Raw genomic sequence first — 26,419 nt, forward strand, 5'->3', positions numbered from 1 at the left:
TCACAAAAATGAAAGAAAACAAATTCTACATCATAGTAGGATTACTCTTACCCTCTTTGTTCTTCTTCTCGTGCAGCGGGAAGAAGGACAAGAGCGGAAGGACAGACACACGTTCATCGGGGACAATTCAGTTTGTCGCCGATGAAAGTTTTAGTCCTATCATCGAAGAACTCAGGGAACAGTTCGAGTTCAAGTTCCCGAATGCCCGCTTACAGGCTCAATATACCAACGAAGTGGAAGGAATGAAGCAGATAACGGACATGAAGACCAATCTGCTATTTACCTCTCGTGCCCTCAAACCCAACGAGGACGCATACATCAGAAAAAACAGCCGCATCCCCGAGGTATTCCCCATTGGATACGACGGGCTGTCGTTCATCATAAACCGCGAGAACAACGACACCTGCATCACCGTGAAAGACATAAAGAGAATACTTGGCGGCGAGGTAACCGACTGGAGTCAGATATATCCCGGCTCCAAGCGAGGAAAGATTGAGTTGGTGTTCGATAACAAAGAATCGGCAACCGTAAGATATGTAGTTGACTCCATATTAAACGGAAAAACTATCGAAGGGGAAAACATGTATGCCGCAAAGAACAGCAAAGAAGTTATCGAATACGTTGACAAGACACCAAACTCGATAGGTGTTATAGGGTCGAACTGGCTAAACGACCGCCGAGACTCCACAAACACCACATTCAAGAAGAATATCCATGTAATGTCTGTATCGTTGCAAGACAAGGCAACACCAATGAACAGTTGGAAACCATATCAGGCATACTTACTGGACGGACGCTATCCGTTCGTAAGAACAATATACGCAATAGTTGTAGATCCGCGCAAGGCTCTCCCATGGAGTTTTGCAAACTACATTACCGGTCCGCAGGGACAACTCATAGTATTCAAATCCGGACTGCTGCCATACAGAGGCGACATTATAATAAAGACTGTTAACGTGAAAAGGAAATAAATAAACTTTCACATAGCAGACAGGTCAAAAAAGAAAAGCAAGTTCAAAAAGAAAGAATAATACAAGAAATAGAGAAAACAATAATTCGAAATAAAAAATTTAGAATATGAAAGCAATGAAATATCTCGTAAGCGGCGCATTAGTACTTAGCATGTCGGTTGCCGCAAACGCTCAGGTGGCAGATTACAAAACCATGCTTGAGCCTATTTTGAAAGAATTGAAAGCTTCTCCGAACGACAAAAATGTCGCAAAAGATCTTCTAAAGACCTACAACAAGACATTCAAGAAAGACCCGGAGGCACTCACTGCATTGGGTAATGTCTATCTCGCCGTAAAAAACTACGAAATGGCAGACCACTATGCAAACCTTGCAATAGCACGCAACAAGAACTACGGCAACGCATATATCCTAAAAGGCGACATTCAGGCAATGCAGGACGAAGGAGGCGGTGCAGCAATGTGGTATCGCCAGTCGATCGAACTCGACCCGAAAAACCCACAAGCATACATGAGTTACTCTAACGTATATCGCAAGATAGACCCGAAAGAGTCGGAACGAATGCTCATGGAATTAAAGAAGAACGTGCCTGATTTCCCAATAGAAGCAGAAGCGGCACACTCTTTCTACAACACCGGCAACTACGACAAGGCACTCGAGTATTTCCTCAAATCTGACATCAACAAACTCGAAGAAAGCCATCTTACCGAGTATTCCGTAACTGCCACATCGCTTGGCAACCGCGAGAAAGCCCTCGAAGTGGCAAAAGTCGGCATATCAAAATTCCCCGCCAACATTTCTTTCGTTCGACTGGCACTCATAAATACCATCGGACTCGAAAAGTTTGAAGAAGCACTTGGATATGCAGAGAAACTTATTTCTAACGAAGGCGAGAACAACTCCGGCGACTTGTGCTACTACGGTAATGCTCTTGCAGGCAACAAACGCTACGAAGAAGCCATCGCAAAATACGAAAAGGCTCTTACCATAGATGGAACAAACATCATGCCGTACAAATACATTGCCGCAGCCTACAACGGCATGGGACAGGAAGACAAGGCTCTTGAATACAGCGCAATTTACCTTGACAAGAATCCTAACGCAAAACTTGCCGACTACCGCGACATAGCCGACATCTACCTTAACAAGATAAAGAAAGCAAAAGAAACGGAAGATGCCAACGGCATAGAAGCAAACTTTGCAAAACTCGTGGGAGTTTACGATCAGGTTGTAGAGAAATATCCGCAGGCAAAGGTATGGAGTATATACCAGAAAGCAAACGCTGCATTCACGGTAGAACTCGATGACAAGTCCGTACCTTACTTTACGGAAATAATAAACATTCTCGAGAACAAGACAGACCGCAGTGACAACGAGAACTACTATCTCGGAACGTCATACAGTCGAATGGGATACTATCATTGGAGCAAAAACGACCTCGAAGCAGCAGGACCGTTCTTCGACAAGTGCATCACGATTACTCCCAATGACAATATTGCCAAGACATGGTTCCAAAAGAAAGCAGAGGCAGAAGCAGAAAACACAGAGACTGAACAATCTCAAAGTGCAACAGAATAAACAAACAAGTCAAACATAAAAAACATCATCTTCCCAAACGAGAAGATGATGTTTTTTATGCCGTAAGGTAAAGTTTTGAAACACCATGTCGAGACATGCTTTGGAAAAGTCTTGATGCAATGCCATACTTAACGAATTGTTGTGCATAACATGTGGAATTCAAGATGTAAAACAAGCAAATTAGATTTTACGACATTGATTTCACACAAAAAGAAAGGGTGTCTGTCCCGAAGAACCCGACACCCGAAATCATGTCTAACAATTAATATTTACCCAAAAGGGTAACAAAATCCTTACGGAAGTGATATTGCCTCAGACGGACAAACACCTGCACAAGTGCCACACTCCGTACACTCATCCGGATTAATTGAGTAACGCTCGCCCTCAGAGATTGCTCCTACCGGACATTCATCAATACATGTACCGCATGCGATGCAGTCTTCGCTAATTACATAAGCCATAATGTTCTTATTTTATACGTTAATATTATAGTATTTACTTTTCACATTGCAAAGATAATAAAAAACGCGGTCACATACCTAATATTAGGTATGTATTTTTGCATTAATTAACTTTAATGCCACCTTTCCGATACCCATTAATAATGATTTAGACTATCATTTATACCCAAAAGTATTGACATTAATATCCGAATGCAGTAAACAAGCATGTCTTCTATACGACAAAATCGGCGGTTTTGACGACCAATTTAGGCGAATTTGTAATGCAAAATCGCTGAAATCATAATGCAAAACCACCGATTTTCATTTTCGGTCAACCACAAACCATATATTGACAGACATTCAGACGGATTACAAAAAGCATCTGTCAAGACAAACGGCACACTATTTCTGAAATACACGGTATCTGCAACATACACGAGAATCTCCCCGTAGGTTGATTGCAAATAACCGGTACATGCGACAAACTCCACATTTTGTCAAAAGTTTTAACATAATATTCAACATTTTAAATTTGTAATAATAATAAAAAAACATACCTTTATAAACATAACACTACCATCACACAGTTGGTAATAATAATCTTAAATACATCTTTACTATAAAAATATTTTTATGAGAAACTTTGGTTTGGTACTTATCTGCTCCACACCCTTCGGATGAAGTTATAGTTATTGGGCATTGTAAACTTTTGCTCCCACCAACTTGCCCTGTTCAGAAGCCATTGCAACCGGTATATCCAGAATTTGAAATACTGATATTGGAAAGAGCCGTATCCAACGGCGCAACAGGAATGGTATCAAGTTGGTTCAATGCTGCAACCGGTGGGTGGGACAGAAGTATGGTTAAGGCAAAATCATATTTCATATTCAGATGCAAGTGGTTTTAGGACAAAGGCTATACATTGGAGGTCAAATCAACATCACAGGAAGAATATCGATAATCATTATCCGAGTAATCTAAATGGGAAGTTGAGGAATACAAGGATACCAATTTACAATTGGCGCACTGCCGACAAGAGGTATTTCCATTGGAAGTGGGGATACAAAAAAGATACTGACGAATGGTATTTGGAGTACAACGAAGAAAACAATGAATCTTGACGTGAAATTGGATTTAATGAGAATAAAAATATTATCGTTAAAATGTCGGATGAAAGGAATTACAGTTTCGGGTTGGATACCAATTGCGATATAGAGTACTTTTAAGAAATTCGGCATTCAAATGATAACCGAACAGGAGTTCTGTGACTTGTGGGATTCGGTATGATTTCCGAAATATCGTATGTCGACAACGGGAACATCAGCCGTTTCCTATGCCCAGACAAATTTGTGCAGACGCCGGACAACATCCGGATTTTCAACCGCTACGGCTACTGTCTGAAGCGGATGGCAGTTCTAAAGCGACAAAATTTATAAAAGATAAACGTATTAATACTTATTTATGGAGAAGATGATGAAAGCATTATTGACATTTGTTTTATTGACGACCCTTTTCATATCGTTCAATGTGAAATCGCAAAACAAGATGGTAAACGGAGGCTTGACTGTTCATTCCGTTATATTTGAAGACAGTGAACGAATCAATACTGTCGGAGAGTTCTTTTGCTCGATGGGGACAGACACGTCAACTTATTCTATACTTGTTGTGGAATATAGTTATATCGGTAATCATATTAGGATTTCGTTCAATTTCAGAGACTTAAACGAAATTCAGAAAAGAAAATTGAAAAGGTATTATAAAAATAGAACCTACGATGAAATTATGACGGAATTTGATGCCTGTCTTGGCGAGGCTTCGAAGTTTTATAATTTGAATAGTTTAAAAGAAATAGTATTCTATGTTTCCGAACTGGGAGAATGCTCTGTGGAGACAAATCTTAATTACAGTAAATTACTTCCACGGAAACTTCCTCGTGAATATTATTTAGGCATGTTTTATAAAAATGTAAATAAAGCAATATATATGAGCGGATTAAAGAATCGCATTGATGAGATAATAAAAAAGTACGACGTGCAGGTTGACACGATCAATTTCGATGATGAACACTTTTATTGCAAGAAAAGATCCGAATTCTTGAAACAGAACGTGGTGACACGGGATGATATACCATAAAAAATCCTTGCAGGAGTTACAATCTGTGTCGTGAAACCAAAGGAATGAACTTTATACATTCAATTATATACAATACGCGAGTTCTTATCCCGAACTCGCGTATTATTTATGATATTATGGAGTTTTTAAAGTGGAAACAAGTAGGGTAAAGAGTGTAAACCACTCTATCAATAGTTTTCGAGAAAACATTCGTAATGATACTCTTGCCATTAGACTCTATACTACCATTGCAACATTTATATGATTTATTTTACTTTTAAAAACTTATGTTATACTTTAACCCAAATCGGTCATTAGACCGCATTTGCTTAGATTTGCTATTGCGCATTACGCTTCCCAACTGCTTTAGCCCGCTTGCTGACATCTGCGCAGCCGTTTCATCTTGACGTAGCCCGCTACGCCTTCGATGAAACGGCTGCACATCTGCTCAACAATCGAACAAAATCGGTTGAGGGTTCTAATGACCGATTTGGGTTAAAATACTTTGGTTCCGGATAACGAACTGCAATAATCATAAAAAAACAACGTTATATAGAATATGAAAAGACTTATCGCATACACAATAATAATGACGGTGTGCGCCTTGCATGGTTTTGCACAAGAGCGAACGGTGGAGAACCGACCTTACACCGACCTTCGCCCGTTCCATTTCGGAGTCTTGGTGGGTACGCATCTTCAGGACATCGAACTGACGAATGTGGGTCCGCAAACGATAACCACCGAAAACGGTAGCAAAGACGTGTTGGTAACTTGCGACCAAGATCGTTGGGACGCAGGCTTCAATGTTGGCGTATTGGGCGAGTTTCGGCTCGACACATATTTTGCCATGCGCATGGCACCGGCAATGTATTTCGGAACGAAACACTTCACTTTCCGCAATCACAAAGAGAAATTAGAGAACGGACGACCGATAGAACAGCGACAAGAACTGAAAACCGCATACGTTTCCTGCGCTTTCGACATTATTTACAGTGCGCAACGTTTCAACAACCACCGCCCATACATGATGTTGGGACTCAATCCGATGATAAACCTTTCTAACAAAAATGACGATTATCTGAAGATGAAACGTTACGACGTTTATCTCGAAGCAGGTATCGGTTGCGACTTCTACCTACCCTATTTCAAATTGCGACCGGAACTGAAATTCGCTTACGGACTGACTAACAGTCTCGATACCGACCACAGTAATCACCTTAAAGACAAGAACATGTTGCAATACACAAAATCGGTGAACAAAGGTCGCAGCAAGATGATTGTACTTACTTTCTACTTTGAATAGTCCGTTACACAAACTTATGCGTATCGCAATAATCTATATTATACAATGTAGAATGCACATATTATATTCCAAATCTGTATTCCGAACATAATTGTTACGCCATATAATACAATTTCGATGAGAAGGGATTATCCGTATTATATTTCAAAGGAAATGATTATAAATTGCACAGATTATTGAAAAAACACACATACTTAAAGCCATATTCCATAAAAAAAATACATTCTCGCGTGTCATACATATAAAGACCGGAATAAAAAAGTGTCTGTACATATATTACCGATATGCTTGAAAAAATAATGCTTGAACTGCTATTCCGAACGCACTACTGCGCAATGACAAGGTTGGCAAGGACAATCCTTGACGACGAGGAAGAGGCGGAAGATGTGGTACAAAACGTGTTCGCACGATTGATGGAGAAAGGAATGACGGTACCCGAGAACAAAACCGAGGCATACCTTATGACAGCCGTGCGCAACGGTTGTCACAATGTAATAAGGAAAAAACAACTTAGAAAACAAGTGAAAAACCTATATCCCGTAACCGGAATGGCAGACGAGGAACCAATAGAGACAAGCATACGGAAATTCAACGAGATACAGGACTATATGGACGAAATGCTTGCCGAGCCGCACTCAAGCATTATGCGTATGCGTTTTGACGACGAATTGACACTGAAGGAGATTGCACAGCGACTCGACATGAACATAAATACCGTATATAAGTACCTGCGACAAAGTATCCGGCAACTGAGAAAGCATTTTAAACAAGACTGAAAATGGAGAAAAGAAGAAAATATCACGTATCGCACGGAGAAGAAAGACAGACGGAAAAGTCTCTGCCGGAAATGATCGAAAATCCCGATGCATATACGGAAGAAGAGATACTCTGCATCATAAACCGGAACGAGGACTCGCGCGAAACATATAAGACAATGGTCGAGATCAAGCAAAGTTACCGGTACAGGCGCGCTGTAAGCCATAATCCGGATGTTGAAAAGGCATGGCAACGTTTCCGGAAAAAGCAACGTAAGCCTTACACAACGATACCGGGACTGCGCAAGGTGGCTGCCATAATAATCTCCGTGATTGTGATTTCGGGCATCGCAATTGCATCCATATACACCATTATAATACATTCCGAAGAAAGATCAACCGCCAATGCTGTGCATAAAAAGGCTGCCATAAATGGCATGACAACAACCGAAGATACCGTTGCCACCCATACCGGAGTCGCAGAAGGAACAGAGACCTTCGACAATGTGCGCCTTGACGAGATGCTTCCCGAAATAGCACAACATTACAAATGCACGGTTAAGTTCGATGACGAAAGGCTTAAAGAACTGCGCTTATATTTCCAATGGAATCCACAGGAACCGATAGAGAAAGTCATTGAGAAACTAAATCTCTTCGAACGGCTCACAGTGATGCGCGAAGGAGACTGCATAATAGTGAAACAAATGCCATGAAGAAATTCGCTGTCATACTGTTCCTCATCGTGGTCGTTGTCCACGCATGGGCACAACGTATAAACCGCACGTTCAACAATGTGTCGCTGTCGGAAGCACTGAAAAGCATAAGTGAGACTTCCGGACACTATGATATAAGTTTCATATACAACGAACTTGAGGATTTCCGCGTCACGGCGAATATCAACAGACGGTCGGTTCCCGATGCCGTGCGCGATGCGGTTGGGCATTACCCGGTACGTATTGTGGTGAGCGACTCGCTAATAGTGGTGGAATGCACTCACAAGAGTGCCCGACATCTAACAGGAACCATTACCGACGAGAACGGTATCCCCATGGAATATGCCAACGTGGCACTGCTGAATCCTAAAGATTCGACATTGCTATGTGGAGGAGTATCTAACGCAAGTGGCATCTTTGTCATTCCATACGACCTCCCGGCGGTCATAGCCCGCATGTCATACGTTGGCTACAAAACCATGTACAGATTATACACGAAAGAGAATGCCGGTACGATAAGAATGGAGCCGGAGACACACATGCTGGACGGCGTGGTAATCAAGAGAGGACGCCTACTGATGTACAAATCAACCGACAAAGGCATAATGGTAAGCATAAAGGGCACTCCGCTTGAGAAATTTGGGTCGGCTGCCGAAATGATGAAGCATCTGCCGCTGATGATGTCAGACGGCACCATTGCGGGACACGGCACTCCCGAGGTGTATGTAAACAGCAAGAAAGTGCGCAATCCCGAGGAACTATACCGCCTGAGTGCAGAAGACATTCTCTCGGCAGAAATCATCACTCTGCCAGGAACAGAGTATGATGCAAACGTAAAGTCGGTGGTCAGGCTGAAGACTGCAAGGCGTGCCGGCGAGGGATGGAGCGGAAGGTTTTCCTTGTCATGCCGCAAAGGAAAGGGACATTACGTCAACACGGGAGCCGAACTAAACTATCGAACACGCAACGGAATGGACTTCTTCTCACATAATTATTACACTGACAACGAAGCACGAATATGGGGAAGTTCGGACGACCGGCTTGAGGCTTCTTCGACATGGGATTTCCAAAGAAGTACCAAGCGCAAAAGCCGCATGAAGTACTATTTTGCCAACTTCGGTTGGAACTGGGAAATAAACGAATGCCGGTCAGTGGGAATAACATATACGGCATTTAACTATATCGGCAACCGCGAGGATAAGATCGAAAGCGAGGAACAAACATGGCGCGACGGAATACTTGCAGACGAAGGAAAGAGCATTGCCGCGACGGTGTCGAAACCACGCATGAGCCACAGCATAAATGCCTATTATGTGGGCAAAGCAGGCAATTGGGATGTTGATTTCAGTGCCGACTACTATCATGACAACAGCCTTGCATACATGAGTGGCAGTACGGCAGGAAACACTCATGTTGGCAGTTCCACGTCAACAAGGAACCTACTGCTTGCGGAAAAACTCGTCGTCACGGCTCCCGTGGCATCAGGCAGCCTGACATTCGGCGAGGAAACATCACACGTCAGACGTACAAGCGATTTCGTACAAAGTGGTTTCTCGGCAGACAAACACATAAGACAGCAGACAACCACATGGTCTCTGTTTGCCAATTACTCGTTGAAATGTGGCAGGTTCAGCCTCACGGCAGGACTGCGTTGGCAGAACGAGCACAACAGGTATTACGTTAACGGACTGCATGACAGCGACATGAGTCCGGACTACAGCGTACTTGTGCCGCGTGCATCGGTGGGCTATGCCGGCGTGATTTGGACCCACACTCTGTCGTTCCACACCACACGCAGCAACCCTCCATACGGACTTCTGTCGTCGGCGGTGAACTATCGCAGCAAATACGAGTATGACACAGGTAACCCCTCGCTGAAACCAAGTACGGAATATACCGTATCGTGGATCTCGTCATGGAAGTGGCTGCATGTAGAGACATACTACCAGTATGTGAGAAACGGCATACGCTCGTTCCAATATGGCTATGACGACGTAAAACACCCGGGCGTGATGATGTTTGACTACCGCAACATGCCTCGATGCCGCAACTACGGCATAATACTCAACATGTCACCGAAAATCGATATATGGCAAATGAACTATTCCGTCACACTCGGTTTCAGCGATCAGGACAATGCTCCTCTCGGCATCACTCACAAGTGGAACGGACTCATATCATCATTCTCCTTGGACAACACATTGACACTGCCACATGACTTGATGGTGAACATACAAGGCAACCTGAATCCTTACAACGAGTCGGGGTGTGCACAGATAAAGGCTTCCGGCTCTGTCGATATGCACATCGGAAGACAATTCCTCAAGGACAAAAGTCTTTACGTCGCCATCGTGGCAAAAGACATATTCCACACGAGCAAAATCGGAATGACGGCATACGGTGGCATAAAAACACGCACACGTTTCAACGAATACCGCGACATTCGCCGATTAGGGATAGACATATCATGGAATTTCAATGCCACACACAGCAGATATAAAGGTTCGCACGCCGGACAAAGCGAGCGCGACAGACTGTAAATTATCTCTATTGTAAAGTCCGGATACGTCTAATTGCCGTATAAATTAGCGAGAACCCCGAAAGTATTTTTCATAACTTTCAGGGTTCTCGCTTTTCAATTTATTTTAATATCTCTTCGACAGGGAATTATTTCTTGTCTATGTTCAGCAATAATTTGCCGACATATACGGCATGCTTACCGTTCTGATCCACCGGTATTGTCTTTCCGTCAAGGTCGGTCACATACTCCAAACCTTTAAAATATGTGTGCGAGTGTCCTCCCAACACGAGGTCTATGTTGCGTGCATTCGCAAACGCATAGTTGTCGTCATCGCCCCCGATTTCCCATCCCAAGTGCGAAATACAAATCACTATGTCGCATTTCTTCACGTTCTTCAGGTAGTCTCCCCATTTCAACGCCTCCTTGGCAGGGTCGAGATAGCGCACTCCTACGCAGTTATGGTCGAACACAAGTCCTTTCAGTGCCGGCGAAAGTCCGAAGACACCAATCTTCACTCCGTTGCGTTTGATTATGACGTATGGTTTTACGAGCCCTTCGACCACCGTTCCGGTAAAATCATAGTTGGCGCATACGATGGGGAATTTTGCCATTTTGAACAAGCGTGCCATGTTCTCCAGCCCGAAGTCGAACTCATGGTTGCCCACCGTTACCGCATCGTAGCCCATCATGTTCATCAGTTGTATTTCCACCTCTCCTTTGTAGATGTTGTAATATGGCGAGCCTTGCGAGAAGTCGCCACTGTCCATAAGCAACAATGACGGATGCTTTGCCCGCTCTTCCTCTATCATCTTAATCCGTCGCAGAAAACCGCCCCGTCCTGCTATCATGGTATCGGCAAGTGTTGGGTTCAACGGATATATCGTGCTGTGTGTATCGTTGGTGTGCAACACAACGAGTTGTTTGTCTTGTGCCGGTGCCGCAATCGTGCTTGCGATACATATCAATACGGCGATTATCGTTTTCTTCATCATAGCCATTTCAGTTCTTTATTGTTATACGTCCTTCCGACTTACTATCAATTTTCTTTCCCTGTTCGGTAAGTTCTTTTACATATCGCAATATCACGTTGCGCGAATTTGCCGCGTCTCCGCCCGGCGAGTTCAGGTTTGTACCGCTCTTGAATGCCGTCAAGTCGTCGTTTCCCTGCTGCACATAGTCTATTGTCGTTATGCGATAATCACGTTCCGGGTCGACCGGTTCGCCTCCCACGGTAGCCTCCAACAATTTATATTTCTTGTCTGCCACTATGCGCACCTCGTGACTCACGCACTCTCCTCCTCGGTCAAGCATCTGCTGGAACAACTCGAGCACCTTGTCTCCCTTCAACGTTATGAATACAATTTTGTTCTCGAACGGTGCCACATCATTAATATCTCCCTTTGTCACGTTACCTTCCGGCAGTGCCGCACGTATTCCACCATAGTTATATGTGGCGAAATCGGGGTTCTCACCATACTCGTGTGCCATTGCCATGAATATGTCCGGCAGCAAGTTTGACAGGTTTCCTTCGGGTCTTCCACGCTCAAGATAACGTGCTGTGGTTCCCACCACGGGACTCATTAACGAGTCAACCGTATTCTTGAACGGCACAATGAATGCCGCGGCACGTGCGTCCGGGGCTGCGTCATAACGCTTGTCGACAAGCACGCGCGTCTTCGACACCGAAGTAAGTTCGTAGTGTGTGCGGCATGCAGACATTACAAACGCGGCTGATAATACTAAAAACAGAGTTTTGTTTCTCATTTTTTACATATATTGGTTTGGATATGCAAAGGTAAATAAAATATATCCAAATAACAGCATTCAGGCTCGACAAAAAACAAAAAAAAGGCTGAAAAGAGAAAAAACATACGATCAATAGTTTAAAATTCGGAAAAAAGCATTACCTTTGCAACGCTTTTTCGACGTAACCTATGGCAGGAAGAAGAGTTGCCTCGCTATGTTGCGCGAAACCATTCAAATTATAATCATTTAATATCAATGGATTTAATAAAAGTTGCTGAAGAAGCATTTGCAACCGGAAAAGAACATCCGAAGTTCAAAGCCGGCGACACGGTAACGGTTGCTTACAAAATCATCGAGGGAACGAAAGAGCGTATCCAGCTCTATCGTGGTGTGGTAATCAAGATTTGCGGTCACGGTGAGAAGAAGCGTTTCACAGTTCGCAAGATGTCAGGAACAATAGGCGTAGAGCGTATCTTCCCCATCGAAAGCCCCAACATTGACAATATTGAGGTAAACAAGATTGGAAAAGTGCGTCGTGCTAAATTGTACTATCTGCGCAAACTCACCGGCAAGAAAGCGCGTATCGCAGAAAAGCGTACCGTTGCCATGGCAAAATAACCACCCGTACCAAGTATTCGGAAAAACTAAAAGAGGATGTGCAATTATGCGCATCCTCATTATTTTTATTATTTCGTATTTTCAAAGTCACATCACCCTTCTCCCGAACAAGTATCGGCGAGCATAGTAACTCTCGCGAGAGTTGCTTACCTTTACCCCTCGTAACGAAGCATGAATAAAGTCGAAACTACCGGTTATCGGGTCAACATCAACCACAATGCCCACATGTCCGACGTTACCGCCGCTTCGCGGACTGGTGAAGAAAACGAGATCTCCGCTCTGCAATTCGTTGTTGTCGATACGGTATCCCTGCGTCGATTGTTGGCGCGACGAACGACTGAGCGATATTCCCATCTTTCCGAATACATAACTCGTGAAGCCCGAGCAGTCGAACACATACGGTCCGGCACTGCCATGACTGTAACGCGCCCCTATGTGGTTGAAAGCCTCGTCAAGTACGTTGCCCGCCATAAGGTTGTCGCTGTAATCAACATTTACTCCTTCGTTAATATACAAGAAATCGAAATTGTCAATCTCCTCTATTCTCTGTTCCTGTTTCGGACGTGCCTTAGCCTTTGCCCTGTGCTTCTTTTTCCCGGCAATTGCGGGTATGAACGGCGAAAACAACAGCAATATGGCAGTAAGCGCAATAAATTTCTTCATTATTATTAATAGAATGATTAGGTCGTGATAATGCCTTCAAATAGAAAGACAAGTGCAAAGATACGAAAAAAAAATAGCCATGAAATAGTCTTTACATCTTTTTCGATATAGTCCAAAAGTCGGTTTAAAGGTTCCGTTTTTCCACGTTATCTCTATGTTACAACGACTTACAAAACATTACTCGTAAAAAGGTTTAAGCAAATGCTTTTACATCTTTTAAGAAATACGCTTCGACATATCCAAAAATATTTAGCATTAACCATCTGTCTTTTCCACCATCACACAATATTTTTTCAACATGCAAAACATACTATCTTTTAAAATATTCACCACGATTCAGAGATATATTTCTGCATAAAAAACTCTGTTTCATTCATTAAAAAAATAACAACGATTAAGTATTGCACGGATAAAAACATCTTAGTACCTTTGCAAAATTATTTGATTTTATCATAAATTTTAGGAAAAAAATGAAGAAGATTTATCTACTGTTTCTTGGCATGTTATTCGCAATAACTGCCATGGGACAACACACGGACGCCATGTTGTTTGGCGACGTAAAGGCGAAAGAGGGCGGAATGCACCTGCCTTATGCCAGTATCAGTGTTAAAGGAACAACGCTTACAACGAAATGTGATGCCACGGGACACTACAAACTGACCGACCTGCCCGTAGGAAAACAAATCGTGGTGGCAAGACTCGACGGATATCAGGAGCAGGAAATCGAAGTTACGATGGAACAAAACAAGTCGGCAAATGTATGCTTCCTACTTGAAAAAGACCCATTGGAACTGAGTCAGGTAGTAGTAACGGGTACGCGCACTTCCCATTTTGTGAAAGACGTGCCCATACGCACCGAGGTATTGACATCGCAGGCAATAAAACGCAAGAATGCACAAAGCCTTTACGAGGCACTCGAAGGCGTGCCGGGAATACGCGTGGAGCAGCAATGTCAGTTCTGCAATTTCTCAGAAGTGCGCATGCAGGGACTCGGAGCGGAACACACACAGGTACTCATCGACGGCGAACCGGTTTATTCGGGATTGGCCGGAGTGTACGGACTACAGCAGATGGGCACCAACGACATCGACCGTCTCGAGGTTGTGAAAGGCGCAGGCTCGGCTCTCTACGGCAGCAGTGCCGTGGCAGGTGCCATAAACATCATTTCGAAAGAACCTTCGTTCGAACCTTCGGTAACGGGCGACATACAGTTCGGCAACTGGGGATACAAGAGTTACAAGGGAGCCGGTTCAATGCGTTTCCGCAATATCGGACTCATGGTTACGGCACAGCACACCGAGATGGATGCCGTAGACGAGACCAAAGACGGACTCACACGCGACGAGGTAAAGAAAAAAGACGGTGTTTCAGACCGTGTTAACAGCAGAATGAACAACGTCGGCATGAACGTTTATTTCTTCAACCCGTTCAGCAAGAACGACAAACTCGTTCTTCGTGCCAAAGCCATTGACGAGCTGCGCTACGGAGGCACCATGACCAACGACCTGTACCTGAATCCCTTTTCGGCGGGAACAGAAAACATACGCACAAACCGCTTGTCGCTGGACATGGCATACACTCTGCCTCTCGGGGCGCACACCGAATTGAACTTTGCTTCGGCTTATGTTCACCACAAGCGCAATGCCACCAATGACACTTTCTTGGGGAATTACCAAGAATCACACGAAGGCGCAAGCCCCGATGTCGAGTTGATGCGCCCATACGTGGCAAAGGAAAACTCATTCACGCCGTCGCTTACCATAACGAGTATTATCGGCAATCATACTCTGCTTGCAGGTGTTCAGGGATATTTCACACGCCTGCGCGAAACAGGTCTTTATGTATTGTCGGGAGAAGAAAACAAGACCGACCCGTTCTATGGCATTCCATACACTTCAATCGGCAAGAAGCATGCAACGGAATTCGGATTCTTCATTCAGGACGAATGGAACGTTATCCCGAAACTCACCATAGTTCCCGGACTGCGTCTCGACACGCACAGTTCCGGCGAAGAATATACATCGAGCGAGAAAGTGTTCGACAAAAATTTCCCGAAGACCGAGTTCAAGGAAACATCTTTCAACCCGCGTCTTGCAGTAAAGTATGAAATCAACCCGTCGTTAATTCTGCGTGCAAACGTAGGTACGGGATTCCGTGCCCCATACGGTTTCTCCGAAGACCTGCATCTGTGCAGCGGTTCGCCGCGCGTGTGGAAATCGTCCAAACTCAAGGGCGAACGTTCAATCAGTTACAACCTGTCTGCCGATTATTACGGCAAAGGCTATCAGTTGAGCCTCAACATCTTCCGCACCGACCTCATGGATAAAATACAGTTCTCGCCCGCTACGGAAGAGGTTAAAAAACTCGGATATACCTACGAGTGGCAGAATGTTGACGACGCATACGTACAGGGCATTGAACTCGGTGTCAAGGCAAACCTCTTCAAGGATTTCAACACAGGACTGAATTGGACTTTCAACCAAGGAAAGTTCAAGAACATACGCGAGGATTGGAAAGAGACCGCCTATGCCGAGGACAGCAAGAACATATCGCGCTTCCCCGCCATGACCGGCGACATCACTCTCGAATACACTCCCGGCACATGGACATTCTCAGTGACAAGTTCACTGCAAGGCAAGATGTACATCGACTACAACTCTGAAGAAAATGCCGCAAACTCAAAGATAAAGAAGACAGATACTTTCACATTGTGGAACTGTCGCGTGGCAAAACGCTTCGACACGATGAACATATACGCCGGCGGAAAGAACATTTTCAGTTACATTCAGGACGAGAAGCACACCGACGATGCCGCTTTTATGTATGCTCCAGTATATGGTGCGACATGGTATGCAGGTGTAAGCATAACGCTGTAAACACCATGCCGGACGATGATAAAATGGTTTAACCCGAATCGGTCATTAGACCGCATTTACTTAGATTTGCCATTGCCGTTACGCTTCCCAACTGCTTTAACCCGCTTGCTGACATCTGCGCAGCCAGTACATATAGACGTAGCCCGCTACGCCCTTGATGAAACAGTTGCACATCTGCTCAACAATCGAACAAAATCGGTTGAGGGTTATAATGACCTATTTGGGTTTAAGCACGACATGGAATAACCACAATTATCGTTACAATACAATTACACCGCCGTGTTGCACCCGTAGCATGGCGGTGTTTCATATCCGAACCCTTCCCGTTTCATGGAAAAACGGAAAGCAAATTGGGCAGAATTGGTGAACAAATTGGGCGAAATTGCAATGCAAAACAGGCGGTTTTGAAAACCAAAACAACCGAAATTGCCGTGCCGTACAAACAGAACCGGTTGCGAGTTCAGTGCGACACACAAGGAAAAAGACAGTCAGGGACAAGAAAAAGTTATATCATGTCATTTCAGAATGATGCCGGTGAAGATGCGGCCGGAGTCCGTTCCGAGACGGCGGGCGGAGAAGAACGCGTCGCAGGAGGCGTATGTGCAGATGCCGGAAGAATATATGTTTGAGGCAGGTATGCCGCTTGCGATGAGTTGCAGGCGGTTGCACGCAGGAAGGTCGATGTGCCATTTCATCATGGTTTGCGACTCGGAGTCTGCCGTGCCGTGCATAAGTGGGAAACGACGTGCAATTTCTTCCATCGGGAAACGTTCCTTCAAAAACTCGTAATACACCTCGTCGCCCACCTCGAATGCTTCGAGCGATATGCCCGGTCCGATGACGGCTCTCAGCATTTCGGGTTTCGACGAGAAATTGTCGCACATCGCCGCAACCGCAATTTGTGCCATCCGCCTCACGGTTCCGCGCCAACCTGCGTGTATTGCCGCGGCACAATGATGTTCGGGGTCGTATAAAAGAATCGGTATGCAGTCGGCCGTGGACACTCCGATGCATATATTCTCAACATCGGTAATGAGTGCGTCGGAACCATCTATCATGGATTGGCGTTCGGCAGTCGGCAGCGAGATACAATCTTTCGTTATGCGTTTGTACACCGTACCGTGAACCTGTCGCGGATATATTATGCTCAACGGAGCGATATTTAATGTATCGGCGAGTATCTCAAGGTTTCGCGCGATGTTCTCTTCGGAGTCTCCGCAGTAGCGGTTTATGTTGAACGAGGCATAATTACCCTTCCCCACGCCCCCTTGGCGCATTGTGGAGAATGCGTACACCGTGTCTCCGAGACAGTATTCATGCAACGTCATTCTTCAATATCCTCAATCTCGTAATCATCGAGTTCCTCTATTTCGTCTTCATCGACAAACTCAATTTCCACGTTCTCGCCCTCTGCGGCAAGTTCGTTGGAGAAGCGCGTCATGTCCTTGTCGCGATGAACGATAATGTCTTCGGCGGTTATGCTCTGCAGTTTGTTGCTCTCGCTGTTGAGTTCTTCCCACAGAATGTCTTTCAGTTTGCCCAATCCTTGCTGTGTCACTGCCGACATGAATACCAGCGGAAGTTTTTCGTCTATTCCTTTTAATATTTCCTCGTGCAACATCTGTGACAGCTCCTCGTCTATCATGTCGCATTTGGTTATGGCGAGCACTCTGTGTTTGTCGAGCATGTCGGGATTGAAGCGTCGCAGTTCGTTGAGCAGAATGTTATAATCTTTGACTATGTCGTCCGAGTCGCACGGCACCATGAATAGCAGCAGCGAGTTTCTCTCGATATGTCTCAGGAAACGCAGTCCGAGTCCCTTTCCCTCGCTCGCGCCCTCTATTATTCCCGGAATGTCTGCCATTACGAACGATTTTTGGTCGCGGTATGACACTATTCCGAGTGACGGCTCGAGTGTTGTGAACGGGTAATTGGCAATTTTCGGTCGTGCCGACGAGAGTGCAGACAGCAACGTTGACTTGCCGGCGTTGGGAAATCCCACGAGACCCACGTCGGCGAGCAGTTTCAATTCGAGTATCACCGTCATCTCCTGCATCGGTTCTCCGGGTTGTGCAAAGCGCGGTGCTTGGTTGGTTGCGGTGCGGAATTGGAAATTCCCGAGTCCTCCCCGTCCCCCTTTCAGCAGCACCACCTCTTGTCCGTCGCGAGTTATGTCGCACACATATTTTCCCGTTTCCGCATCATACACAACGGTTCCGCACGGCACGTCTATATACTCGTGTTTCCCGTTCGTACCGTGACATTTGTCCTTTCCTCCGTTTCCTCCATGCTCGGCATAAACGTGCCTTCGGTATCTCAGATGCAGCAACGTCCAATAGTTGTGATTACCGCGCAATATAACGTTGCCGCCATTGCCTCCGTCGCCACCGTCGGGACCGCCGTTGTAGTTGTATTTCACGTGCTTGAGGTGCATGCTCCCCCTGCCACCTTTTCCCGAACGGCAGTATATCTTCACATAATCTACGAAATTGCTCTCCATATTAAAGTATAAAAAAACAACCCCTACCCTGCCCTCGTTTCGGGGGATGCGCCATTACATGACGCCAAGAGTAAGGGGCTTCGGTATAAAATTCTATCCAATAATCTGCTCTATCTGCGCGAATATGCTTTCGAGAGAACCTACACCGTCAACATGGTGGCGTATTCCCTCGCGCTTATACCATGCCACGAGCGGCTGTGTCTGGTTGTGATAGACATCGAGACGCTTCTTTATCGTATCGGCATTGTCGTCGGAACGTCCGCACTCTTGTCCGCGCTTTATGAGACGAGTCACGAGTTCTTCCTCCGGAACGTCAAGTTCTATCATGGCTGCCAGACAGTGTCCGCGCTCTGCAAGCATTGCTTTGAGAGCCTCTGCCTGCGGAATGGTGCGCGGGAAACCATCGAAAATGACTCCCTTGTGATCCTGCCCGAATCCGTCATATACACTTGCCAGAATGCTCACCATCAGGTCGTCGGGAATAAGTTGCCCCTTGTCTATGAAACTCTTGGCGGTTTTGCCCAATTCCGTTCCCCTCTTGATTTGCTCGCGAAGCACATCGCCCGTGGAGATATGCCCCAGCCCATACTTCTTGATAATTAACTCACTCTGTGTACCTTTGCCAGAGCCCGGTGCACCGAAAATCACAATATTTTCCATTTGTTTGCCTTGTTTATGTTATAAAATAATGGAGTCTTTCGGTAGGAAATTGACAGACAACTACTCCACCACGGTGTAGATATCGGACAAGTTGCGTCCCTGCTGGTCGTAGTCGAGTCCGTAGCCCACTATGAAATCGTTAGGTATCTCAATCGCTGCATACTCTATGTTGAGATCGACTTTAAGTTTTTCCGGTTTCAACAGCAACGTGCAGATGTGTATTGAGGCAGGATTGCGCGTTCCGAGCGTTTCCACCATTCGTTTCATGGTAAGCCCCGTATCCACAATGTCCTCCACGATGATTACCGTGCGACCGCTCAAGTCTTCGTTAATCCCCAATACCTCGGTTATCTTTCCGGACGATGTAGTTCCCTCATACGATGCAAGTTTCACGAACGAAATCTCACAAGGTATGGTTATCATGCGCATAAGGTCGGCTGCGAAAACGAACGAGCCGTTCAGCACCGCAATAAGTATCGGATTCTTACCCGCCATGTCTCGGTTTATGCGGTCTGCCACTTCCTTTACGTGTTTTTTTATCTCTGCTTCCGGAATAGAAGTCTTGAACGTTTTGTCTAAAATTTTAACTACGGACATAAGTTTTCTATTTATTTTGCGACAAAAGTACTAAAATATTCCATCTTTTTATCTATTATTGGAGAAAAACACAAAATTATTCCGAAACTTTTGGTTTCTGTATTCATTTTTTTGTATTTTTGCATCGTGATGAAGATTTTTACGAGCAACCAGATACGCGAACTCGACCAATACACCATAGAACACGAGCCGATACGGGGAATAGACCTCATGGAGCGTGCCGCCAAGACATTGGCTCGTGCCATCAGCGAGGAGTGGACTACACAGACTCCCATGGTGGCGTTTGCCGGGCCGGGAAACAACGGCGGTGATGCGCTTGCCGTGTCGCGCCTGCTTGCAGAGCAAGGGTATCGGATAAGCGTATATCTCTTCAACATAAACAAAAAACTAAGCGAGGAGTGTGCCACGAACAAGAAAAGGATTGCCGAGTCGAAACGCATCATGCAGTTCACCGAGGTTACACAGGAGTTCGACCCGCCGAAACTTGATGAGGATACGGTGGTGATAGACGGACTGTTCGGCTCGGGACTGACAAAACCGCTCGCCGGAGGGTTTGCCTTGCTCGTGAAATATATCAACCAATCTGCGGCAAAAGTGGTAAGCATCGACATGCCGTCGGGACTTATGACCGAGGACAATACCTACAACGTGCGTGCCAACATCGTAAAGGCAGACATCACACTCACGTTGCAACACAAGAAACTCTCATTCCTATTCCCGGAGAACCAACAGTTCACAGGCAGACTCAAAGTACTCGACATAAGACTGAGTGCCGAAGGAACAGAGTTAATAAAGGCACAATACGGAATATTGGAAGAAAACGACGTGAGACAAATGCTGCTGCCACGCGACCCTTATTCGCACAAAGGCAACATGGGCAGCGCACTCGTCGTGGCGGGGAGTTTCGGCATGGCGGGGGCTGCGGCAATGGCGGCAAAGGCATGTTACAGAGCCGGTGCGGGCAAGGTTACGGTACACACGCCGCGAAGGAACAACGACATAATACAAATATCGGTGCCTGAGGCCGTGGTAAACCTCGACCACGAAGAGACATATATCGGCAATGCCATAGCCACCGAGGATTTCGATGCAATGGCCATAGGATCCGGACTGGGACAGGTGGAGACAACGGCAATAGCGATGATCTCGCAGATAAGGCGAGCCTCGTGCCCCATAGTGGTCGATGCCGACGCACTGAACATTCTGTCAAACCACCGCGCATGGCTGCAACAGATGCCAAAGGGAGTAATAATGACGCCGCACCCGAGAGAATTCGACAGAATTAACGGAGCACAATGTGCCGACAGTTACGAAAGACTTTCGAAAGCACGCAACATGGCAGAACATCTCGAAGCATACATATTGCTTAAAGGGCATCACTCGGCATTGTGCATGCCGGACGGAAGCATAATGTTCAACAGCACCGGAAATGCAGGAATGGCAACGGCAGGAAGCGGAGACGTGCTGACGGGTATCATAACCGGACTACTTGCACGGGGATACAAGCATGCCGATGCATGCATGCTGGGAATGTACTTGCACGGACTCGCAGGCGACCTCGCGGCAAAAGACAAGGGTGAGGAAAGTCTCATGGCAACAGACATAATAGAATATATGCCCAAGGCATTCGACAGACTGAAAGATTGAGAAAAAGTAAAGTTGTGATATATTAACATACTAAATCGAAACAATTATTATATGAGAAAAGGAATTTTATCAATAATAGCCATGCTGTTCGCAGTATGTGCGACGGCGCAGGGAAACGACTACTATCTGCCAATGACGGGCATAGAATTTATTTTCGAGATAAAGCGCAGCGGGCCGGTGGATAATACGGAATATGCCATTGAAAGCGTAAGGACATCGCTGTTCGGTGTTCCGGACGAAACGAAACATTACAAGGCAAATATAGATAAAGACCACTCGATAGACTTTATATGCAAAAATGACGACGGGGTACTGCTCGGAGTGAACAAAGAAGTGAAACAAAAAAAACAGGAAAAGGTAAAAGACATCAAGGAAAGGGTGTCTTCCGAACCTGACATAGTGGAAATTTCGGCAATCTACATACCCGTAAAGGGGGTAAAGCGCGTGCCCATCTGTAATGTAATTCGCGATCAGGGAGTGTTCTTGGGGGAAGGAGAGTTGGCAAACACCTACTATCTGTCAATCAAGGACAACCACGAAGTTTATACCCCGCAGGCAACAATAAAAACAAAGAAGAATAAAAAAGACGATGCCAATATATTCGTAAACCTGCCCGGAAAGGCCACATTGACACTCGAAAAGGGGAAAAACTTCCTTTTAACACAGGAAATATATGTTGCACAATTCGGCAAGGTGGAGGCAATAAACGGCATATTCTTTGAGAAAGGACAGAAATACTCGCTCGAACTTAGTCCGACGACGGGAGAATTAAAAATGCTGAAATAACGCGAAAAGAAGAACAAAGTTTTTTGAAAATGAACAAATTCATTGCCGCAACAGCATTTGCCATAGTATTAATGACGGCTGCGATGGCGAAAACACAGCAAATAATTCAAACACAGGAGGGGTACTCGTATTTCCTGCCAAAGACATCGCTAAGACTAAGCGTACTGGTGGAGAAAACCACCGTAACGCCCGGAGAGTTGTGCATATATGCCGGACGATACCTGAAAAAGAACGATGCACCGCAGACAAAAAGCGAGCACTACAAGATTGTGAGCATATCGATGGCAACGGAAGCGGTGAGGGACACGGCACGATATTTCGTGCTCCAAGCCGACGCTAAACACTGCATAAACCATGCGGAGATAGACCGCAACGGCATACTCACGGCAATAAACACCGAGGGAAAAACTGTAAAGGATTTCGTTCCGTTTGAAAAACAAACCGCAATACCAAGGCAAGACCCGCGAAAATTCTTAAATCAGGAAATTCTCGCGGCTGCAAGCAAGGCTAAGATGGCGGAACTAACGGCGCACGAGATTTATGACATACGCGACAGCCGCAACGAACTGACACGCGGGAAAGCAGAGTTCATGCCGAAAGACGGGGAACAACTGCGCATCATGTTGCAACAACTCGACACACAGGAACGGGCACTCCTGCAAATGTTCTGCGGCACAACGACACGCGACACAACGCAGACAGTTATAAGGTATGTGCCCACCGAAGAGGTGAACGACCTGATATTGTTCCGCTTCTCCGAGAAACTCGGCATACTCGATGCCGACGACCTTGCCGGTTCTCCTTATTATATTGACATAGAGAACTTGAAGGAACAGATGCCGGAACCCGAAATTCCAATCGGAAACATCAAACCCGATAAGGACGACATCGGGCTGCGCGTAACCGTACCGGGCAGAGTGCGCGCCACAATACATACATTGTCTGACAAATACACCGTTACACCATACGAGTTTTGGGCGGCACAGTTCGGCACGCTCATTAATCTGAGTGGCGAACTTTTCAACAAAAAGATACGCGCCGAACTAATACTTGACCCTACCACGGGTGCCGTGGAACACATTAAGACGGAGTTATTAAAAAAGTAACAAACCGGTGCTCGAAAGCAATTACCTTTTATCAAATATTATGAAAACACAACAAGGGACTTTCTGCGTGATGCAGAAAGCCCTTTATTTTTTACGAGGCAGACTTTATACGGGATTCATCTGCCAACATGAATAACAAAAGAGAACTTTCTTGGACAACGATATACCGGCGTGAAAAAGCGGCATTTGTTATCAAGGGGCAGCCGACAGAGGCAACCACAATACAAAAAAATCCCTGCACCTCATACGAGATACGGGGATTGTTATTATAAGCCGTCAAAATAAACGACCAATGTTTGTGCCTTATCCGAGTTTGTTGTCGGAACCGAGAACGTTCACTATCTTGTGGACATACAAGTTCTTCATGCTCTCGCGAGCCGGCTTCAAGTACTGGCGCGGGTCGAAATGATCAGGGTGCTCGGCAAGATGCTTGCGCACTGCGGCTGTCATGGCAAGACGACTGTCAGAGTCTATATTAATCTTGCAGACAGCACTCTTCGTAGCCCTGCGCAGTTGTTCCTCGGGGATACCAACCGCGTCGGGGAGGTTTCCGCCAAACTTGTTAATAATCTCAACTTCCTCCTGCGGAACGGAAGACGAACCGTGAAGTACTATCGGGAAACCGGGAAGTTTCTTCTCTATCTCCGCAAGAACATCGAAAGCCAACGGTGGAGGAACGAGACGACCGGTCTTCGGGTCGCGCGTACACTGCTCCGGCTTGAACTTGTATGCTCCATGACTTGTTCCTATGGATATTGCCAGCGAGTCGCAACCTGTACGAGTGGCAAATTCTATCACCTCTTCGGGCTTTGTGTAGTGGCTCTCCTCGGCAACCACATCATCTTCCACACCTGCAAGTACACCAAGTTCTGCCTCAACGGTAACGTCAAACTTATGCGCATATTCCACAACCTGACGCGTGATGGCGATATTCTCCTCGAAAGGAAGTGACGAACCATCGTACATAACGCTTGAGAAACCGCAGTCTATGCAGTCCTTGCAAATCTCGAAAGAATCTCCGTGATCGAGATGCAACACTATTTCAGGCTTCTCGCAACCCAATTCTTTCGCGTATGCCACGGCACCCTCGGCCATATAACGGAGGATGGTTGCGTTGGCATAATTACGCGCACCCTTTGACACCTGCATGATAACAGGCGACTTTGTCTCTACGGCTGCCTGCACGATGGCCTGCATCTGTTCCATGGTGTTGAAATTGAATGCCGGTATCGCATATCCGCCGGCAACGGCCTTCTTGAACATTTCGCGTGTGTTCACAAGACCAAGATTTTTGTAATTTACCATAATCAATAAATAAAATTTAATAATGATGATATCCTGTTTATTTTTTGCAAAGATAACACTTTATTTCGTCTTTACCAAGAGTTTCCATGTTTTTATAAACCTTTGAAACATATTTGACATAAGTAAAGATTGGTATTATTAAACAGATGCCCAAAATTAAATTTAAAAGTTGCACGTTTTACATTACAAATAATATAATAAACTTACACAACAAACGTTATTATATGAAATAAAGGTATTGGATACCTTAACCTTGTATGTGACAAAATGTTTCACAAACGTTTACAACTTAATTTTAAACCTTAAATAAAAAACAACTATGTTGACAACAGAAGAAATTGCAAAAGCAGGATTTGCAACAAGGGCGGTACACGTCGGTGCAGAGAAAAACATGTATGGCACATTGGCCGCCCCAATCTATCAGACATCTACTTTCATATTTGACAACGCCGAACAGGGAGGCCGACGCTTCGCACTTGAAGAGGACGGATATATTTATACCCGCCTCGGGAATCCAACCTGCACTGCCGTGGAGCAGAAAGTGGCATCGCTCGAAGGTGCCGAGGCATGCATGAGTGCCTCTTCCGGGATGGGTGCAATCACATCGGCTATATGGGTTTGCGTGCAAGCAGGAGACCATATTGTTGCCGGGAAAACACTTTACGGGTGCACATACGCATTCATGGAACACGGACTGAAACGCTACGGCATTGACGTGACATTCGTTGACATGCGCGACCCGAAGGAAGTGGAAAAAGCAATACGCCCGAACACAAAATTAGTATATGTGGAGACACCGGCAAACCCGAACATGCACGTTGCCGACATTGAGACAATTGCCGAAATTGCACACCGCCAAGAAGGATGCCGCGTAATGGTGGACAATACTTTCTGCACACCGTACCTCTGCCGTCCATTGGAGCATGGTGCAGACATGGTGGTTCATTCTGCGACAAAGTTCCTAAACGGACATGGCGACGTTATTGCCGGATTTGTGGTGGGAACAAAAGAATATATAGACCAAGTGAGACTCGTAGGCGTTAAGGATTTGACAGGTTCGGTACTCGGTCCGTTCGAAGCATTCTTAATAAATCGCGGTCTAAAAACTCTCCATGTACGCATGGATCGCCACTGCGAGAACGCACAGAAAGTGGCAGAATACCTAGAAAAACACCCGAAGGTGGAAAGTATCGCATACCCGGGATTGAAGAGTTTCCCGCAATACGACCTCGCAAAGAAGTACATGAAGAAACCGGGATCTATGATTGCATTCGAGGTAAAGGGCGGTCTGGAAGCCGGACGCACACTCATCAACAACGTACACCTATGCTCGTTGGCAGTAAGTCTCGGCGACACGGAAACCCTTATAGAACATCCGGCATCGATGACACACTCGCCATACACTCCGGAGGAGCGCGCCGCATCGAACATTCCGGAAGGTCTCGTGCGCCTGTCAATCGGTCTTGAAGATGTCGAAGACATAATTGCCGATCTCGAACACGCATTCAAAAAGATATAATT

At 45.6% G+C, this 26,419-nt stretch carries 26 protein-coding genes; 17 read left to right on the top strand and 9 right to left on the bottom strand.

The genetic code is table 11. The features are described 5' to 3' along the window. Positions 1–8: 8 nt before the first annotated feature. Complete coding sequence (locus EII32_RS04270; RefSeq protein ID WP_125234214.1) at positions 9–971, top strand: PstS family phosphate ABC transporter substrate-binding protein; 963 nt, start codon at positions 9–11, stop codon at positions 969–971. A 106-nt stretch (positions 972–1,077) separates the two neighbouring features. Further along, positions 1,078–2,547, top strand: coding sequence for a tetratricopeptide repeat protein (locus EII32_RS04275; RefSeq protein WP_125234215.1), 1,470 nt, complete (start codon positions 1,078–1,080; stop codon positions 2,545–2,547). 293 nt (positions 2,548–2,840) lie between these two features. Here the strand turns inward: EII32_RS04275 and EII32_RS04280 are convergent, their stop codons facing one another. Next, the gene (locus EII32_RS04280; protein WP_125234216.1) at positions 2,841–3,008 is read right to left on the bottom strand and encodes a 4Fe-4S binding protein; all 168 of its coding nucleotides are present in this window, start codon (positions 3,006–3,008) and stop codon (positions 2,841–2,843) included. A gap of 971 nt (positions 3,009–3,979) precedes the next feature. Between EII32_RS04280 and EII32_RS12695 the strand changes: the two genes are divergently transcribed. The 7 genes from EII32_RS12695 to EII32_RS04310 all read left to right on the top strand — a co-directional run bounded on the left by EII32_RS12695 (position 3,980) and on the right by EII32_RS04310 (position 10,413). After that, entirely contained in the window at positions 3,980–4,111 is a 132-nt protein-coding gene (locus EII32_RS12695; RefSeq protein WP_255416445.1) for a hypothetical protein, read from the top strand. Positions 4,112–4,460: 349 nt separating this feature from the next. Next, entirely contained in the window at positions 4,461–5,123 is a 663-nt protein-coding gene (locus EII32_RS04290) for a hypothetical protein (RefSeq protein ID WP_125234217.1), read from the top strand. Between the two features lie 354 nt (positions 5,124–5,477). Then, positions 5,478–5,621, top strand: coding sequence for a hypothetical protein (locus EII32_RS12075; protein WP_158611124.1), 144 nt, complete (start codon positions 5,478–5,480; stop codon positions 5,619–5,621). Positions 5,622–5,661: 40 nt separating this feature from the next. Then, the gene (locus EII32_RS04295; protein ID WP_125234218.1) at positions 5,662–6,405 is read left to right on the top strand and encodes a porin family protein; all 744 of its coding nucleotides are present in this window, start codon (positions 5,662–5,664) and stop codon (positions 6,403–6,405) included. Between the two features lie 284 nt (positions 6,406–6,689). Then, a complete protein-coding gene (locus EII32_RS04300; protein ID WP_125234219.1) occupies positions 6,690–7,181 on the top strand; it encodes an RNA polymerase sigma factor in 492 nt (163 codons plus the stop codon). 2 nt (positions 7,182–7,183) lie between these two features. Next, positions 7,184–7,873: a FecR domain-containing protein gene (locus tag EII32_RS04305; RefSeq protein ID WP_125234220.1), complete on the top strand. Its 690-nt coding sequence runs from the start codon at positions 7,184–7,186 to the stop codon at positions 7,871–7,873. Further along, entirely contained in the window at positions 7,870–10,413 is a 2,544-nt protein-coding gene (locus EII32_RS04310) for an outer membrane beta-barrel family protein (protein WP_125234221.1), read from the top strand. Before EII32_RS04305 ends, EII32_RS04310 begins: the two co-directional genes overlap by 4 nt. 127 nt (positions 10,414–10,540) lie before the next feature. Here EII32_RS04310 and EII32_RS04315 read toward each other — a convergent pair whose 3' ends face one another. Together EII32_RS04315 and EII32_RS04320 are read right to left on the bottom strand one after the other, a co-directional pair. Beyond that, complete coding sequence (locus EII32_RS04315; RefSeq protein ID WP_125234290.1) at positions 10,541–11,383, bottom strand: bifunctional metallophosphatase/5'-nucleotidase; 843 nt, start codon at positions 11,381–11,383, stop codon at positions 10,541–10,543. A gap of 10 nt (positions 11,384–11,393) precedes the next feature. Next, the gene (locus EII32_RS04320) at positions 11,394–12,158 is read right to left on the bottom strand and encodes a 5'-nucleotidase C-terminal domain-containing protein (RefSeq protein WP_125234222.1); all 765 of its coding nucleotides are present in this window, start codon (positions 12,156–12,158) and stop codon (positions 11,394–11,396) included. Between the two features lie 237 nt (positions 12,159–12,395). Here EII32_RS04320 and rplS point away from each other — a divergent pair, with 237 nt between their 5' ends. After that, entirely contained in the window at positions 12,396–12,758 is a 363-nt protein-coding gene (rplS, locus tag EII32_RS04325; protein WP_125234223.1) for a 50S ribosomal protein L19, read from the top strand. An 87-nt stretch (positions 12,759–12,845) separates the two neighbouring features. Here rplS and EII32_RS04330 read toward each other — a convergent pair whose 3' ends face one another. Further along, positions 12,846–13,421 carry a C40 family peptidase gene (locus tag EII32_RS04330; RefSeq protein WP_125234224.1) on the bottom strand — a complete coding sequence of 192 codons (576 nt, stop codon included), beginning with the start codon at positions 13,419–13,421 and terminating at the stop codon, positions 12,846–12,848. A 470-nt stretch (positions 13,422–13,891) separates the two neighbouring features. Here EII32_RS04330 and EII32_RS04335 point away from each other — a divergent pair, with 470 nt between their 5' ends. Beyond that, a complete protein-coding gene (locus EII32_RS04335; protein WP_125234225.1) occupies positions 13,892–16,297 on the top strand; it encodes a TonB-dependent receptor in 2,406 nt (801 codons plus the stop codon). Positions 16,298–16,363: 66 nt separating this feature from the next. Then, on the top strand, positions 16,364–16,543 hold the full coding sequence (locus EII32_RS04340; RefSeq protein WP_125234226.1) for a hypothetical protein: 180 nt from the start codon (positions 16,364–16,366) through the stop codon (positions 16,541–16,543). Positions 16,544–16,812: 269 nt separating this feature from the next. On the opposite strand, the gene pgeF is transcribed toward EII32_RS04340, so the two are convergent. The 4 genes from pgeF to hpt all read right to left on the bottom strand — a co-directional run bounded on the left by pgeF (position 16,813) and on the right by hpt (position 20,054). Further along, positions 16,813–17,625, bottom strand: coding sequence for a peptidoglycan editing factor PgeF (pgeF, locus tag EII32_RS04345; RefSeq protein WP_125234227.1), 813 nt, complete (start codon positions 17,623–17,625; stop codon positions 16,813–16,815). Further along, positions 17,622–18,797, bottom strand: a complete 1,176-nt coding sequence (gene obgE / locus EII32_RS04350) for a GTPase ObgE (protein WP_125234228.1) — start codon at positions 18,795–18,797, stop codon at positions 17,622–17,624. The genes pgeF and obgE overlap by 4 nt, the downstream gene beginning before the upstream one ends. Positions 18,798–18,890: 93 nt before the next feature. Further along, positions 18,891–19,457, bottom strand: coding sequence for an adenylate kinase (locus EII32_RS04355; protein WP_125234229.1), 567 nt, complete (start codon positions 19,455–19,457; stop codon positions 18,891–18,893). 60 nt (positions 19,458–19,517) lie between these two features. Continuing rightward, positions 19,518–20,054 (bottom strand): hypoxanthine phosphoribosyltransferase, encoded by a 537-nt coding sequence (hpt, locus tag EII32_RS04360; protein WP_125234230.1) that lies wholly within the window; start codon positions 20,052–20,054, stop codon positions 19,518–19,520. Between the two features lie 129 nt (positions 20,055–20,183). Between hpt and EII32_RS04365 the strand changes: the two genes are divergently transcribed. From EII32_RS04365 to EII32_RS12080, 4 genes are all read left to right on the top strand, one after another. Continuing rightward, entirely contained in the window at positions 20,184–21,701 is a 1,518-nt protein-coding gene (locus tag EII32_RS04365; RefSeq protein ID WP_125234231.1) for an NAD(P)H-hydrate dehydratase, read from the top strand. A 51-nt stretch (positions 21,702–21,752) separates the two neighbouring features. Beyond that, on the top strand, positions 21,753–22,487 hold the full coding sequence (locus EII32_RS04370) for a DUF4831 family protein (RefSeq protein WP_125234232.1): 735 nt from the start codon (positions 21,753–21,755) through the stop codon (positions 22,485–22,487). 29 nt (positions 22,488–22,516) lie between these two features. Next, positions 22,517–23,593: a DUF4831 family protein gene (locus EII32_RS04375; RefSeq protein ID WP_125234233.1), complete on the top strand. Its 1,077-nt coding sequence runs from the start codon at positions 22,517–22,519 to the stop codon at positions 23,591–23,593. Between the two features lie 128 nt (positions 23,594–23,721). After that, positions 23,722–23,865 (top strand): hypothetical protein, encoded by a 144-nt coding sequence (locus EII32_RS12080; RefSeq protein ID WP_158611125.1) that lies wholly within the window; start codon positions 23,722–23,724, stop codon positions 23,863–23,865. A 31-nt stretch (positions 23,866–23,896) separates the two neighbouring features. Here EII32_RS12080 and EII32_RS04380 read toward each other — a convergent pair whose 3' ends face one another. Further along, positions 23,897–24,898 carry a class II fructose-bisphosphate aldolase gene (locus EII32_RS04380; protein ID WP_233582303.1) on the bottom strand — a complete coding sequence of 334 codons (1,002 nt, stop codon included), beginning with the start codon at positions 24,896–24,898 and terminating at the stop codon, positions 23,897–23,899. A gap of 319 nt (positions 24,899–25,217) precedes the next feature. Between EII32_RS04380 and megL the strand changes: the two genes are divergently transcribed. Further along, complete coding sequence (gene megL, locus EII32_RS04385) at positions 25,218–26,417, top strand: methionine gamma-lyase (protein WP_125234234.1); 1,200 nt, start codon at positions 25,218–25,220, stop codon at positions 26,415–26,417. Positions 26,418–26,419 lie beyond the last annotated feature (2 nt).

It is taken from the genome of Prevotella sp. OH937_COT-195 (assembly GCF_003932845.1).
In the GTDB taxonomy this organism is placed as follows: Bacteria; Bacteroidota; Bacteroidia; order Bacteroidales; family Bacteroidaceae; genus Prevotella.

What these genes read in the sequence shown, in the direction of transcription:
- EII32_RS04270 (WP_125234214.1), top strand. Translation starts at nt 9, where the DNA reads ATGAAAGAAAACAAATTCTACATCATAGTAGGATTACTCTTACCCTCT.
- EII32_RS04275 (WP_125234215.1), top strand. Translation starts at nt 1,078, where the DNA reads ATGAAAGCAATGAAATATCTCGTAAGCGGCGCATTAGTACTTAGCATG.
- EII32_RS04280 (WP_125234216.1), bottom strand. Translation starts at nt 3,008, where the DNA reads ATGGCTTATGTAATTAGCGAAGACTGCATCGCATGCGGTACATGTATT.
- EII32_RS04290 (WP_125234217.1), top strand. Translation starts at nt 4,461, where the DNA reads ATGATGAAAGCATTATTGACATTTGTTTTATTGACGACCCTTTTCATA.
- EII32_RS04295 (WP_125234218.1), top strand. Translation starts at nt 5,662, where the DNA reads ATGAAAAGACTTATCGCATACACAATAATAATGACGGTGTGCGCCTTG.
- EII32_RS04300 (WP_125234219.1), top strand. Translation starts at nt 6,690, where the DNA reads ATGCTTGAAAAAATAATGCTTGAACTGCTATTCCGAACGCACTACTGC.
- EII32_RS04305 (WP_125234220.1), top strand. Translation starts at nt 7,184, where the DNA reads ATGGAGAAAAGAAGAAAATATCACGTATCGCACGGAGAAGAAAGACAG.
- EII32_RS04310 (WP_125234221.1), top strand. Translation starts at nt 7,870, where the DNA reads ATGAAGAAATTCGCTGTCATACTGTTCCTCATCGTGGTCGTTGTCCAC.
- EII32_RS04315 (WP_125234290.1), bottom strand. Translation starts at nt 11,383, where the DNA reads ATGAAGAAAACGATAATCGCCGTATTGATATGTATCGCAAGCACGATT.
- EII32_RS04320 (WP_125234222.1), bottom strand. Translation starts at nt 12,158, where the DNA reads ATGAGAAACAAAACTCTGTTTTTAGTATTATCAGCCGCGTTTGTAATG.
- rplS (WP_125234223.1), top strand. Translation starts at nt 12,396, where the DNA reads ATGGATTTAATAAAAGTTGCTGAAGAAGCATTTGCAACCGGAAAAGAA.
- EII32_RS04330 (WP_125234224.1), bottom strand. Translation starts at nt 13,421, where the DNA reads ATGAAGAAATTTATTGCGCTTACTGCCATATTGCTGTTGTTTTCGCCG.
- EII32_RS04335 (WP_125234225.1), top strand. Translation starts at nt 13,892, where the DNA reads ATGAAGAAGATTTATCTACTGTTTCTTGGCATGTTATTCGCAATAACT.
- pgeF (WP_125234227.1), bottom strand. Translation starts at nt 17,625, where the DNA reads ATGACGTTGCATGAATACTGTCTCGGAGACACGGTGTACGCATTCTCC.
- obgE (WP_125234228.1), bottom strand. Translation starts at nt 18,797, where the DNA reads ATGGAGAGCAATTTCGTAGATTATGTGAAGATATACTGCCGTTCGGGA.
- EII32_RS04355 (WP_125234229.1), bottom strand. Translation starts at nt 19,457, where the DNA reads ATGGAAAATATTGTGATTTTCGGTGCACCGGGCTCTGGCAAAGGTACA.
- hpt (WP_125234230.1), bottom strand. Translation starts at nt 20,054, where the DNA reads ATGTCCGTAGTTAAAATTTTAGACAAAACGTTCAAGACTTCTATTCCG.
- EII32_RS04365 (WP_125234231.1), top strand. Translation starts at nt 20,184, where the DNA reads ATGAAGATTTTTACGAGCAACCAGATACGCGAACTCGACCAATACACC.
- EII32_RS04370 (WP_125234232.1), top strand. Translation starts at nt 21,753, where the DNA reads ATGAGAAAAGGAATTTTATCAATAATAGCCATGCTGTTCGCAGTATGT.
- EII32_RS04375 (WP_125234233.1), top strand. Translation starts at nt 22,517, where the DNA reads ATGAACAAATTCATTGCCGCAACAGCATTTGCCATAGTATTAATGACG.
- EII32_RS12080 (WP_158611125.1), top strand. Translation starts at nt 23,722, where the DNA reads ATGAATAACAAAAGAGAACTTTCTTGGACAACGATATACCGGCGTGAA.
- EII32_RS04380 (WP_233582303.1), bottom strand. Translation starts at nt 24,898, where the DNA reads ATGGTAAATTACAAAAATCTTGGTCTTGTGAACACACGCGAAATGTTC.
- megL (WP_125234234.1), top strand. Translation starts at nt 25,218, where the DNA reads ATGTTGACAACAGAAGAAATTGCAAAAGCAGGATTTGCAACAAGGGCG.